We start from the raw sequence: 12,771 nt of genomic DNA on the forward strand, positions 1-12,771 counted from the left end.
GAAATATTTCTAATCAGAGGTCAGACCCCGGTTTGTGGCAGCGCAAACGGACACTGAACCATGATTATCGGCATCGACTTGGGCACGACCAATAGTCTCGCGGCGGTGTGGCGCGACGGCAAGGCGCATCTCGTCCCGAACGCACTGGGCAGCTTTCTCACGCCTTCCTGCGTCGGCATGGATGACGACGGCACGGTGCTGACCGGGGAAGCGGCGCGCGCGCGGCTGCAAACCCATCCGCACATGACGGCGGCCATGTTCAAGCGCTACATGGGCAGCGAACGCGAAACCCAGCTCGGGGCGCGCAAGTTCCGCCCCGAGGAACTGTCGTCGATGGTGCTGCGCGCGCTCAAGGAAGATGCCGAAGCCTGGCTGGGCGAGCCGGTCGAGGAAGCCATCATCACCGTGCCCGCCTATTTCAGTGATGCCCAGCGCAAGGCGACCCGGGTGGCCGGACAGCTGGCCGGGCTGCGCGTCGAGCGCCTGCTCAACGAACCGACCGCCGCGGCGCTGGCCTACGGCATCCAGGATACCAAGCGCGAAACCAAATTCCTCGTGTTCGATCTGGGCGGCGGCACCTTCGACGTCTCCATCCTCGAACTGTTCGACGGCGTGATGGAAGTGCGCGCAACCGCCGGCGACAACTTCCTCGGCGGTGAGGATTTTGTCAGCGTGGTGGTGGACGCCTTCCTCTCGCGCAGCGGGCTGTCCAAGGCCATGGACGGCACTGAGTTGAACGGCACCCAGCGCCAGCGCCTGCGCGACGAAGCCGAACGCGCCAAGCGCGCCCTGTCGGACAGCGCCACCACGCGCATGGCCTACCACATGGGCGGCCAGCAATACAGCTGGGAGCTGACCGAGGACTTGTTCGTGCTGCTGTGCGACCACCTGATCCAGCGCCTGCGTACTCCGGTCGAACGCGCGCTGCGCGACGCCACCATCAAGGCATCCGAACTCGATGCGGTGGTGCTGGCCGGGGGCGCCACCCGCATGCCGCTGGTGCGCAAGCTGGCCGCGCGCATGTTCGGCCGCTTCCCGTCGATCAGTCTCGATCCCGATCAGGCGGTCGCCCTCGGCGCCGCGGTGCAGGCGGGCCTGATGGCGCGCGATTCGGCTTTGAGCGAAGTGGTGATGACCGACGTGGCGCCCTACTCGCTCGGCATTTCGGTGGCGCGCGAAATCGGCCCGAACAAATACGAGGGGGGCCACTACCTGCCGATCATCGAGCGCAATTCGACGGTGCCGGTCTCGCGCGTGGAAAATATCACCACCATCAACGACTACCAGGACGAACTGGTGGTGCATGTATACCAGGGCGAGTCGCGCCGGGTGTCGGACAACGTCTTCCTCGGCAAGCTCAATTTCCCGATCGAGGCGAAACGGGCGGGCGAAGTGAGTGCCAACGTGCGCTTCACCTACGATATCAGCGGTGTGCTCGAAGCGGAAATCACGGTCCTGCCGACCCAGGAAAAGCACACCCTGGTCATCACCGAAAACGCCGGCGTGATGACCCAGGCCGAAGTCGACAAGCGCCTGGCCGAACTGAGCGAACTGAAAATCCACCCGCGCGACAAGATCGAAAACCGTACCCTGGTGGCCCAGGCCGACCGCCTGTACGAGCAGTTGCTGGGTCACGAACGCGAATACCTGGCGCAGCACATCGCGGCCTTCACGGCGGTGCTCAATACGCAGCAGCCGTCGGCCCTGCGCGGCGCCCGCGAGACGCTCACGCGGGTCATGCGCGACCTTGGCGGGAGTTCCTTCCTATGAACGTCTGGAGCGTGCTCGGAATGAAGGCCAGCCGCGACGTGCGCGCCATCAAGCGCGCCTACGCGGCCATGCTGAAGGTGACCCGTCCGGAAGACGATCCGGTCGCCTTCCAGATCCTCAACGACGCCTACCAGGCCGCGCTGCAGCTGGCACACCAGGCGCATGACATGGACTGGCCGGACGAGGAACCGGCCCCGCGTGCGCAGGAGCCAAAGCCGGAATATGAGCCGCCGGTCTACATGGCGGCCTACGAATTCGACCCGGATGCGGCGCCGGCGCGCGATGAAGCGCCGCAGGACGTACCCGTCTACACCGCTTTTTATGAATTCGATCCGTCGCTGCCCAAGCCAGAACCGGAACAATATCGCCTGCCGCCGCCCTTGCCAGTTCCCCTCCCCGGGACCGGACCCGCGTCGCCCGTGGTGGAAGCGCGCCGCGTCTGGGCCGCATTCCTGACCTACGCGCACCACAACACGCGCCAGCGGCTCGAACAGCTGTTCGCCGGCGAGGAGCTGCTCAATATCGAGGTGCGCGACTGCTTCGAGGAGTGCGCGGTCCAGTATTGCGCCGGCGAAGGCTGCGAGGACGACTTCCGCGAAGCGATGGCCGGGCACTTCGGCTGGGTCGACGACGCCAGTTTCGTGGGGCGCCAGATGCCCGACGAAACCGGCATGATGCTGGCACGCCTGCGCGCCCAGCGCTCGTACGCGCACTTTTGCCAGCTGGCCCGGGAAGACGAGGTGGTGCGGGCGCTGCTCGACGGCGACCCGCGTGGCGTCATCGGCAGGTATCCCGATGCCGCGTTCACCGAGCGCATGCGCGAACTGCTTGAACTGGTCCACTGCTACCATGGCGAGATGCTCGACCTCCGGCTCGATCCCGATATCGTGGAACGATGGGAAGCCGTCGTCCAGGGCAGGGGATGGTCGCGCTGAGCGCCACCCTTGCGGCGCGCGCACCGGCCATCACACCCCCAACAAACACACTCAATTTTCATAAGCACCTACGTACATGTCCTCACAATCGAACCTGTTTGAACCACCTCCACCACCGCCGCCGGAAGACGCCGAAACGCTGACCTTGTCGACCTTCGCCGAACGCGCCTATCTCGATTACGCCGTCTCGGTCGTCAAGGGCCGCGCCCTGCCGGATGTGTGCGATGGCCAGAAGCCGGTACAGCGCCGCATCTTGTACCGCATGAACGAACTGGGACTGAGCGCGACCGCCAAGCCGAGCAAGTCGGCCGCCGTGGTCGGCGACGTCATGGGAAAACTGCACCCGCACGGCGACCAGTCGATCTACGACGCCCTGGTGCGCATGGCGCAGGACTTTTCGCTGCGCTATCCGCTGATCGACGGCCAGGGTAACTTCGGCTCGCGCGACGGCGACGGCGCGGCGGCGATGCGCTACACGGAGGCGCGCCTGACCCCCATCGGCAAGCTGCTGCTCGAAGAAATCGATGAAGGCACGGTCGACTTCCAGCCCAACTACGACGGCGAACACGCCGAACCGAAAGCCTTGCCGGCGCGCCTGCCGATGGTGCTGTTGAATGGCGCCTCCGGCATCGCGGTCGGCCTGGCCACCGAAATCGCCTCGCACAACCTCACCGAAGTGGCGCGCGCCACGGTGGCCATGATCCGCAATCCCAAGATCACCCACGCCGAACTGATGGCCCTCATTCCGGGGCCGGATTTCCCGGGCGGGGGCCAGATCATCACGCCGCCGGCGCAGATCTCCGACATGTACGCCAGCGGGCGCGGCTCGATGAAGGTGCGCGCGCGCTGGAAGATCGAAGAACTGGCGCGCGGCCAGTGGCAGGCGGTGGTGTCGGAACTGCCTCCTGGCGTGTCGTCGCAAAAGGTGCTCGAAGAAATCGAGGAGCTGACCAATCCCAAGATCAAGCTGGGGAAAAAGGCGCTCACGCCAGAACAGCTGGCACTCAAGCAGACCATTCTGGGCTCGCTCGATACGATTCGCGATGAATCCGGCCGCGCCGCCCCGGTGCGCCTGGTATTCGAGCCGAAATCGAAGAACCAGGACCAGGCCGAATTCATGCTGATGCTGCTGGCGCATACCTCGCTTGAGTCGTCCAGCTCGATCAACCTGGTGATGATCGGCGGCGACGGGCGGCCACGCCAGAAGGGGCTGAGCGAAATCCTGCAGGAATGGATTGATTTCCGCTTCGTGACGGTGCGCCGCCGTACCGATTACAGGCTGGGCAAGGTCAACGACCGCATTCACATTCTCGAAGGACGCGAAGCGGTCCTGCTCAATATCGACAAGGTGATCCACATCATCCGCAATTCGGACGAGCCGAAGGCCGCGCTGATCGCCGAATTCCGCCTCTCCGACATCCAGGCCGAGGATATCCTGGAACTGCGCCTGCGCCAGCTGGCGCGCCTGGAAACGATCAAGATCCAGCAGGCTTTGGCAGAACTGCGCAAGGAAGAAGTCAGCCTGCGCGACATCCTCGACAATCCGGCGACGATGAAGCGCTTGATCATCCGCGAGATCGAAAGCGATGCCAAGCAGTTCGGCGATGCGCGCCGCACCGTGATCGAAGAAGCGCAGCGTGCCACGGCCGAACAAAAAATCGTCGACGAGCCGGTCACGGTGATCGTGTCCGAAAAAGGCTGGGTGCGCGCGCGCACCGGCGTGGGCCACGACGTGGCGCAGTTCACCTTCAAGGCGGGCGACTCGCTGTACGCGGCATTCGAGTGCCGCACCATCGACACCCTGCTCGGCTTCGGCGACAACGGCAAGGTGTACTCGGTGCCGGTGGCGGCGCTGCCGGGGGCGCGCGGCGATGGCGTGCCGATTACCACGCTGGTCGACCTGTCGGGCGGCGCCCGCATCCTGCACTATTTCGCGGGCAGCGGCCAGACCGTGCTGTTGATGGCGTCGAACGCGGGCTATGGTTTCGCGGCCAAGGCGGCCGACATGGTCAGCCGGCTCAAGGGCGGCAAGGCCTTCATCACCCTGGACGACGGCGCACGGCCGCTGCCGCCGCGCGTGATCGCGGCCAATGCCAGCGCGGTAGCCTGCCTGACCGAAAAAGGCAAGCTGCTGGTGTTCGGGATGGATGAACTCAAGACCTTGACCAACGGCGGGCGTGGCGTGACCCTGATCGAGCTGGAAGACAAGGAAAAACTGCTGGCGGTGCAGCCGATTTCGCAAAAAGGCGTGACCGTGCACGGGACCTGGGCAGGCGACAAGCCGCGCGCGGTCGATTTGTCGGCGTCGGGCCTGGCGGTCCACTTCGGCAAGCGCGCACGCAAGGGCAAGGCGCTGGTGGCCAGGATCAAGGTGACGGCGCTCACGCCAATCGGCTGATCCGCGTCGTTTCCGCCGCCGGCGGGAAATCGGTTCTGGCAATGCCAGAACCGACAGTCTGCCGGCCGACGAACAAAAACGGGGTAAGTGTTGCTCAACCGAGGTCGGACCCCGGTCAGGCAATACTTACCCCGTTTTCATTCCATCACCCTGCAAGCAGGGCGCACGGATTAGTGCTTGGCAGCGGCTTTTTTCACGTCCGAAGCAGCTTCAACTTTGGTTTCGTGGGTTTTTGCAGCAGCGGTCGCTTTGTCGGCGCCACCTTCAACAGCCACTTTTTCCGCTTTTTCGTCGGCCTTGATCATTTTTTTCTCGGCTTTCAGATTGGCTTTGGCCATTTTTTTCTCGGCCTTGGCTTCGGCTTTCATTTTGTCTTCCGGATCAGCCTTGGCGACGTCGGTGCTCGCTTCTGCGTGGGCTTTGACCGCTTTCGAATGCGCCTTGGTTTTTTTCTCGGTAGCGTCGGCAGCAGCCTTGGTGGTTTTTTCGTCGGCCTTGGCAACTACTTTAGCTTCCTTGGCTTCTGCTTTGGCGATGTCTTTGTTGGCGCTGGCTTCAGCTTTGACAACGGCCGGGGTGGCCGCTGGCGTTTGTGCGTAAACCGAAGTAGCGAACAGGCCGGCGATCAGGGTGACGAGTAATTTGTTCATGGTGTGTGTACCTTTAGAAGATTGGTTGGGGTTTCTTATCCGTGGACGTTTTGGACCGAAGTCCTTCGCCATCTATCGTTCTCAACTTTATATTTCGTCAAGGAACGGTATCAAGAATATGTCTTGCGAGACACTGGGTCTGTGCGCTAGCGCACGCATTCCAGAGCTAACGAAAAGCAACTTTCAGCAAGGCGAACTGAGCAGAAAAACACCCTGATCGCCCGCCGTTGCAGGCGCTACGCCTATTTTCCCGCCCCCTTCTTGGCATACAAATCGATGATGGTGGTGATGCCGTCGTTACAGACCTTACAGAATCTTTCACTTCGGTCGAACATCAGACACTGCATTTCGGGCCGATAGTAGCCGCTCGCCTCGTAATTGGCCCCCTCGAAGGCGCCCACGTCGTGCCGGTGCGCGGCCTTGGCGAACAGGGTATTGGTGTGCGCGAGGTCTTCGCGGAACAGCGCGCTCATCTCCGATTCGGGCCGGTTGGCGGCGCGCAGCGCGGCGCGGCGCTTCTGGTAGGCGCGCGCATATTCCTCATACTGGGCCTTGGGCCAGACGGTCGGCAGCGGCGTGCCGGCCTTGACGTGGCGCTGCCATTTCAGTTTGGCCGGGTCGCGCAGCGCGGTCACATTCGGCTCCCACGGCTCCATCCTTCCCGCGCTCGACTGGTAGGCCACGGGCGAGGTGTAGTACTCGTCGGCCAGGCCGGCGAAGTGGTGGCCGAATTCGTGCACGAACAGGTAATTGGCCCAGTCGTTGCCGGCCGCGGCGGTGCTGAACTGGCCGAAGATGCCGCCGCCGCCATAGGTGTCGTTATTGACCAGGATTTCGATGAACTCGTACGGCGCATGCTGGGCGATGTCGCGCAGGGCGCGGTTGTCCAGGGTGAGCACATAACGCTCGCTGCCGAAGATATCGTAGCGCGTGCCCAGCGCCGATGCGTGGTGCATGCCGGTCGAGGGGCGCGACACGCCGCTTTCCAGAGTCGGCACCGCGATCGCCCACACATTGAAATCGTTCGCGCGCTCCTTGAACGGCGACACCGTGAACAGGTGGTCGGCCAGGCGGCGCGCGTCGGCCTCGAATTTTGTCATCTCGGCAGCCGTGTAGCCGTCGCCCATGACCAGCAGGTCGACCTTGGCCGGCGACGGGCCGCTGACCCGGATCGGGATCGGCTTGGCCGGCGCCGGTCCCTGTTTGCGCACCACGTCCGGCGCGTCCGGGTCGACCTCGACGCTCCATGCGACCGAAAACTGATTGCGCTCGTCGCGCTTGAGCACCCGCACCCGCACCGGTTTGCCGAAGGCCGGAAAGCGCACCGACTCCTCGAAGCCGCGGCTGATGCGATTGGCTTCCTCGGTGCTGCGCCATTCGCCGAAAATGGTCGAGAAACCGCGCGAATAGAGCAGGTCGCCCGTCTTGGCGTCGACCACTTCGACCATGTTCTGGCCACGGTTGGTGGTGTCGAGATTTTGCGACAGGTCGCCCGGCCACGGCAGCGGTTCGATCATCACCCGTTCCAGCGCGTACTGGTCCGACAGGGCATTGCCGCTGTGCTGATAGTCGACGCGGACGGTGGCGGGCGGCTCGGCGTGGGCCTGGGAGGCGGCCAGCGCCAGCAGGCCGGCAACGCGGCGCATGAAACGGACGGGGGACAGCGGCATGGCGGTTTCCTTGCAAGCGTGGGTCGTGCTGTATTGTAAACCCGCCCCGGACGGCGCAAAAGAGCGTAATCGGCATAGCGTTCCGGACGCGTGCGGCGCCGTGGTAGCATGTCGCTTCCCTTGGAATCCCAGCGACGATGTACACAACGATTGAAAGCCAGGCTGAATCACTGATCCGCGACACCGGCGCGCGCCTGACCAAGCCGCGCTCGCGCGTGCTGGCGTATCTGCTGGCGCAGAACAAACCCCTGACCCACCACGAGATCCAGGAAGGCCTGGCCGGCGCGGCGCTCGATTCCGTGACCTTGTACCGGGTGCTGGAATGGCTGACCGAGCACGAACTGGTGCACCGCATCGCCGGCGCCGACCAGGTGTGGCGCTTCAACGCGGGCGCGGGCCAGCACGGACACCAGCACGCGCACTTCCAGTGCACCCACTGTGAAATGGTGACCTGTTTTACTGACATCGCCCTGCCCGCCCAGATCACCCTTCCCGACGGTTTCACCAGCGAGCAGGTCGACTTTCTGATCAAGGGCGTTTGCCAGGTCTGTAACGCGAAAAAGTAAGGCCGGTGTCGCATCCGCCAGGCGATTAACGCAACTGCATTGCATTAAAGAGGGATTCACTCTATTATGGCAACTCAGTTGCATTAACCTCTTGCCGTATCCGGCCCTGCCACGCCTGAAGAAATCCCGCGCATGCACATCAAAACCGTCACCGCCGCCCTCCTCGCCAGTCTGACGCCGCTGGCCGCCATCGCCGCGCCGGCGCCCACCGACACGGTGGTCATCGGCGGCCAGCGCGAACACTATCGCAGCCTGTCGGCCACCGGCGCGACCAAGACCGACGCACCGCTTGCCGACCTGCCGCAAAGCGTGCGCGTGCTCACCAGCGAAGTGCTGCGCGACGCCGGCGTGAGCACCCTGGCCGGCGCGCTCGACCTGGCCAGCGGCGTGTCGCGCCAGAGTGACCTGGGCGGACTGTGGGACAGCTACGCCATGCGCGGCTTCACGGGCGACCCCAATTTCGGTTCGGATTTCCTGGTCAATGGCTTCAGTTCGAGCCGCGGCTACAACGGCCTGCGCGACACCGCCAACACCCAGTCGATTGAAGTGCTCAAGGGGCCATTCGCCGCCCTGTACGGGCGCGGCGAGCCGGGAGGCACGGTCAACATCGTCACCAAAAAGCCGCGCTTCGTCCAGGAGCGCAGCATCAGCGCGTCGGCCGGCAGCTTCAATACGTACCGCACCGCGCTCGACGTCACCGGCCCTGCGAGCGAGACGCTGGCCTACCGGATCAACGCCGCCCGGCAGCAGGGCGAAAGCTTTCGCGACAGCGGCCGGCGCGACACCTTGCTGCTGTCGCCGTCGTTCGTGTGGCTGGCGGGCGAGCACACCACGGTCTCCTACGAGATCGAAGCAACCGAGCAAAAAGCCCCGTTCGACCGCGGCGTGCCGGCGCTGAACGGAAAACTCGGCGCGCTTCCCGCCTCGCGCTTTCTGGGCGAGCCTGGCGATGGCCGCACCACCGTCAAGTCGCTGGGGCACCAGCTGTTCGTGCAGCACGCCCTGAACGACGACTGGTCGCTGCAATCGGGCCTGTCGTACCGCGACAGTGAACTGGCCGGCTTTTCGACGGAAGCGAACAATCTGCTGGCCGATGGCCGCACCTTGCGCCGCCAGCGCCGCCACCGCGATTTTTCGGCCACCGACAGGTCGGGCCGTGTCGAGCTGCTCGGAAAATCAAGCACCGGCGGCTTGGGCCACAGCGTGCTGTTCGGCGTCGACGCCTACCGCTTCGACGACCGCCGCGTGCAGCTGCGCCGCAATCCGTCAAGCGCCAATCCGTACGCGATCGATATTTTCCAGCCGGCCTACGGCGCCGTTGCCGATCCGCTGACCTTGTCGATCGACACCCTGGAGCGCCAGCGCGCGCACGGCGTCTACGCCCAGGATCAGATCGACCTGGGCGGCCAGTGGAAAGCCCTGCTGGGCATTCGCTACGACAGCGCCGATCAAACCGTCACCAACAACCGCCGCAATACCGGCAGCGCGCAAAGCCTGCACGCCAGCAGTCCGCGCGCGGGGCTGGTGTACCAGCCGACCAAGGCGCTGTCGCTGTACGCGAGTGCGGCGCGCGCCTATCGTCCGAACAGCGGCATCAGTATCGAGAACCTGGCCTTTGAAGCGGAAAAGAGCCTGGCGTATGAAGCAGGCGCGAAAGTCGAGGCGCTTGACGGAAAACTGAGCAGCACCGTGGCACTGTACAAGATCGACAAGAAGAACGTCCTGACCACCAACCCCGCCAATACCGACTTTGCGATCCCCGCAGGGGAAGTCGGCAGCCGCGGCCTGGAAGTGGACGTGGCCGGCACCGTGGCGCGCAACCTGCAGCTCTCGGCCGCCTACGCCTGGACCGACGCCACCGTCACCAGGGGCGACCAGACCATCCGCAGGGGCAGCCGCTTTCCGAACGTGGCGCGCCACAGCGCCAATGTGCTGCTGGTGTCCAGCTTCAAGCTGGGCGACACCAACGCCAGCCTCGGGGCCGGCGCCAGCTATGTGGGCAAGCGCATGGGCGACGTGGCAGAGTCGAGCAGCTTCGAACTGCCCGCCTACAGTACCGTGAAACTGGTGGCGGCTTGGGCGCCGGACCGCAAGCTGCGCATCGCGCTCAATATCGACAACCTGTTTAACAAGACTTGGTATGCCAGTTCGTACAGCCAGATGTGGGTGGCGCCGGGCACCGGACGCGCCGCCACGCTGACGGCCAGCTACGGCTTCTGAGGTAGGCCATGACCGCCATCGCACCCGCCCCATCCGGGCGCATCGCCGCCATCGATGCGATGCGCGGCCTGATCATCCTGATCATGACGCTCGACCACGCGCGCGAAACCTTCTTCCTGCACCGCCAGGTCGGCGACCCGATGGACCTGGCCACGACCGAGCCGTCGCTATTTTTCAGCCGCCTGGCGGCGCACTTCTGCGCGCCGATGTTCGTGTTCCTCACCGGCCTGTCGGCCTGGCTGTACGCCAATCCGCCGTCCGGTCCGCGCAGCCCGCGCGGCTTTTTGCTCAAGCGCGGCCTGCTCCTGATCGTGTTGGAACTGGTGTTCGTGAATTTTGCGTGGGCCGGCCGCTTTCCGCCGCCGGTGCTGTACTTGCAGGTGATCTGGGTGATCGGCCTGTCGATGATCGCGCTGGCCCTGCTGCACAAGGTGCCGCTGCGCTGGCTGGCACTGCTCGGCGCCGTGATCGTGGCCGGCCACAATGCCTTGTCCTTCCCCGGACTGGAACCGGGCAGCCTGGCGCACGCCGCGTGGACAGTGCTGGAGCAGCGCGGCTTCCTGGTGAGCGAGGGCGCGACCCGGGTCAAGATCAGTTATCCGGTGCTGGCGTGGATCGGGGTGATTTTGCTCGGCTACGCCACCGGTCCCCTGTTTTCAACAACGGTGCAGCCGCCGGCGCGGCGCCGCATCCTGCTGCTCGCCGGGGCGGCCTGCCTGCTGCTGCTTGCGCTGCTGCGCGGTTTTAACATCTATGGCGAAACGCGGCCGTGGACCGTGCAGGCCGACCTGCTGCACACAATCATGTCGTTCCTGAATCTGACCAAGTATCCGCCCTCGCTCAATTTCCTGCTGATGACGCTCGGCGTGGGGATGCTGGCACTGGCATGGATGGAAGTGGCGAGCCGGCGCGTGGTGGCCTTCTGCGCCACCTTCGGCGGGGTGCCGCTGTTTTACTACCTGGCGCACCTGTATCTGCTGCTGGCGCTGCGCGGCCTGACGGCGGCCATGTCGAACGGCCAGGCGCACCGGGCGGACGGCATCGGAGAAGTGTGGGTGTGGGCGCTGGCCGTGATCGCGGCGCTGTACTACCCGTGCCGCTGGTTCGGGCACTACAAGCGCTCCAGCGGCCGCGCGTGGGTGCGCTACCTGTAAGCAGCCGCTTACTTGTACTGGTACAGCGGCTGGCGGATCAGGATCGGCAGCACGTCGAGGCGGATGTTGAAGACCGAATAGGTATCCGAAATGGCCGACATATAGCCGACGCTGTCCTTGGTGCGGCTGAAGCGGAACTCGAAACCCAGTTCCGGTTGCAGGTCGCGCGGGCTGCCCAGGGTCAGGCCGATGGCGTCGGTCTGGTCGCTGTCGATCAGGCGGTGCATCAGGTCCACCACCGTCGTGTTACCGAGGATATCGGCGAAAAACAGCGGGCCGCGGTAATACGGCGCGGCCGGATCGAGCTTGTTGGCCAGTTTTTCGCGCGATGGCGTAAATACCCCGCTCAACAGATTGAAACGGTCGCCGTTATCGAGGTAACTGAGTTTGGCATTGCTGACATTGAAGTCGCCCGGCGTGGCGGTGGCGCTATTGAGGTCGATCAGCAGCGCGCCCTTGTAGCCGAGCACCTCGACGTCGCGGTTGCCGTGAATGATCATCGACGTGTTCTCGTCGATCCCCAGTCCCATCTTGTAGCCCTTGGCCAGCATGGCAGGCAGCATGCGCCCGAAGCGCCCGCGCACCAGCAAGTGCTGGTCCACGAACACGTCCTTGCCGATGAAGCCCAGGCCCGGCGCCAGTTCCATGCCGTCGGCCACGCCGCGCTTGAGGGTGGAGAGCACCGAATTGACATCGTAGAACATGGTGCTGCTCATGATCGCCGCGCCGGCGCTGGTGCCGGCGATGACGCCGCCGTTGCGGTACATGGACCACAGCGCGTCGAGCACCAGGGAGCTGCTGCCATCTTTTTTGCGTAGCGCTTCGATGATGCGGGCCTGGTTGCCGCCGACGAAATAGGCGCCGTCGGCATGGCGCACCGCATCGGCCAGCACCGGATCGTTGGCAGCGACACGGTAGTCGACGCCTTCCAGCTTGACGGCGACCGGCACGACAAAGGCGTCGGCGCCGTAGGAGTTGAGCACTTCGACGTTGTTCTTGCCGGCGACATCAGGGCTGGCCGAGGCCGAGCCGAAAACGGCGATGCGCGCCCCCGGACCACCCGCCAGTTCGACGATGCGCTTCCACACCGCCGCGTTCTCGCCGCGCAGCGCGCCGCCGATGATCACCAGCGAGCCTTTCGGTCCGCCCGCCGGCACGGAAGGCGCCGGCGCCGGGGCGGCCTGCGCCTGGCCCGCCGCCAGCAGGACAAGGATCAGGAACTGTACATATCGGCGGGCCAGGGTCAGCATCGGAGGTTCTTCCTTTATTCGGTAGGTCGGGCTGCGGAGAGCGCGCGCAGCCGGTGTTTTGTGCAGGCAAGATGATACCCTGTGCCGAAATAATATGTCGTATTCCAGAAATGCACCCGGCGCGGCGGCGGCTTTTTATGCCACACTTCCGCTAACGT

9 protein-coding genes are annotated in these 12,771 nt (G+C 64.6%); 6 read left to right on the forward strand and 3 right to left on the reverse strand.

All coding sequences use genetic code 11. The features are described 5' to 3' along the window. The first annotated feature begins 60 nt into the window (after window positions 1–60). From IV454_RS03535 to parC, 3 genes are all read left to right on the forward strand, one after another. Window positions 61–1,770 (forward strand): molecular chaperone HscC, encoded by a 1,710-nt coding sequence (locus IV454_RS03535; protein ID WP_206090347.1) that lies wholly within the window; start codon window positions 61–63, stop codon window positions 1,768–1,770. Then, window positions 1,767–2,705 carry a hypothetical protein gene (locus IV454_RS03540; RefSeq protein ID WP_206090349.1) on the forward strand — a complete coding sequence of 313 codons (939 nt, stop codon included), beginning with the start codon at window positions 1,767–1,769 and terminating at the stop codon, window positions 2,703–2,705. The genes IV454_RS03535 and IV454_RS03540 overlap by 4 nt, the downstream gene beginning before the upstream one ends. 76 nt (window positions 2,706–2,781) lie before the next feature. Then, entirely contained in the window at window positions 2,782–5,103 is a 2,322-nt protein-coding gene (parC, locus tag IV454_RS03545; RefSeq protein ID WP_206090351.1) for a DNA topoisomerase IV subunit A, read from the forward strand. A 170-nt stretch (window positions 5,104–5,273) separates the two neighbouring features. On the opposite strand, the gene IV454_RS03550 is transcribed toward parC, so the two are convergent. Together IV454_RS03550 and IV454_RS03555 are read right to left on the reverse strand one after the other, a co-directional pair. Further along, the gene (locus tag IV454_RS03550) at window positions 5,274–5,753 is read right to left on the reverse strand and encodes a hypothetical protein (protein WP_054268411.1); all 480 of its coding nucleotides are present in this window, start codon (window positions 5,751–5,753) and stop codon (window positions 5,274–5,276) included. 242 nt (window positions 5,754–5,995) lie between these two features. Further along, on the reverse strand, window positions 5,996–7,423 hold the full coding sequence (locus IV454_RS03555; protein WP_206090353.1) for an IgA Peptidase M64: 1,428 nt from the start codon (window positions 7,421–7,423) through the stop codon (window positions 5,996–5,998). A gap of 137 nt (window positions 7,424–7,560) precedes the next feature. Between IV454_RS03555 and IV454_RS03560 the strand changes: the two genes are divergently transcribed. The 3 genes from IV454_RS03560 (at window position 7,561) to IV454_RS03570 (ending at window position 11,363) form a co-directional block, all read left to right on the forward strand. After that, window positions 7,561–7,989 (forward strand): Fur family transcriptional regulator, encoded by a 429-nt coding sequence (locus IV454_RS03560; protein ID WP_054268410.1) that lies wholly within the window; start codon window positions 7,561–7,563, stop codon window positions 7,987–7,989. Window positions 7,990–8,121: 132 nt separating this feature from the next. After that, a complete protein-coding gene (locus IV454_RS03565; protein WP_206090355.1) occupies window positions 8,122–10,209 on the forward strand; it encodes a TonB-dependent siderophore receptor in 2,088 nt (695 codons plus the stop codon). 8 nt (window positions 10,210–10,217) lie between these two features. Then, window positions 10,218–11,363: an acetyltransferase domain-containing protein gene (locus IV454_RS03570; RefSeq protein WP_206090357.1), complete on the forward strand. Its 1,146-nt coding sequence runs from the start codon at window positions 10,218–10,220 to the stop codon at window positions 11,361–11,363. An 8-nt stretch (window positions 11,364–11,371) separates the two neighbouring features. On the opposite strand, the gene IV454_RS03575 is transcribed toward IV454_RS03570, so the two are convergent. Continuing rightward, a complete protein-coding gene (locus IV454_RS03575) occupies window positions 11,372–12,613 on the reverse strand; it encodes a cyanophycinase (protein WP_206090358.1) in 1,242 nt (413 codons plus the stop codon). Window positions 12,614–12,771 lie beyond the last annotated feature (158 nt).

It is taken from the genome of Massilia antarctica, assembly GCF_015689335.1.
Taxonomy (GTDB): Bacteria; Pseudomonadota; Gammaproteobacteria; order Burkholderiales; family Burkholderiaceae_D; genus Telluria_A; species Telluria_A antarctica.

What these genes read in the sequence shown, in the direction of transcription:
- IV454_RS03535 (WP_206090347.1), top strand. Translation starts at nt 61, where the DNA reads ATGATTATCGGCATCGACTTGGGCACGACCAATAGTCTCGCGGCGGTG.
- IV454_RS03540 (WP_206090349.1), top strand. Translation starts at nt 1,767, where the DNA reads ATGAACGTCTGGAGCGTGCTCGGAATGAAGGCCAGCCGCGACGTGCGC.
- parC (WP_206090351.1), top strand. Translation starts at nt 2,782, where the DNA reads ATGTCCTCACAATCGAACCTGTTTGAACCACCTCCACCACCGCCGCCG.
- IV454_RS03550 (WP_054268411.1), bottom strand. Translation starts at nt 5,753, where the DNA reads ATGAACAAATTACTCGTCACCCTGATCGCCGGCCTGTTCGCTACTTCG.
- IV454_RS03555 (WP_206090353.1), bottom strand. Translation starts at nt 7,423, where the DNA reads ATGCCGCTGTCCCCCGTCCGTTTCATGCGCCGCGTTGCCGGCCTGCTG.
- IV454_RS03560 (WP_054268410.1), top strand. Translation starts at nt 7,561, where the DNA reads ATGTACACAACGATTGAAAGCCAGGCTGAATCACTGATCCGCGACACC.
- IV454_RS03565 (WP_206090355.1), top strand. Translation starts at nt 8,122, where the DNA reads ATGCACATCAAAACCGTCACCGCCGCCCTCCTCGCCAGTCTGACGCCG.
- IV454_RS03570 (WP_206090357.1), top strand. Translation starts at nt 10,218, where the DNA reads ATGACCGCCATCGCACCCGCCCCATCCGGGCGCATCGCCGCCATCGAT.
- IV454_RS03575 (WP_206090358.1), bottom strand. Translation starts at nt 12,613, where the DNA reads ATGCTGACCCTGGCCCGCCGATATGTACAGTTCCTGATCCTTGTCCTG.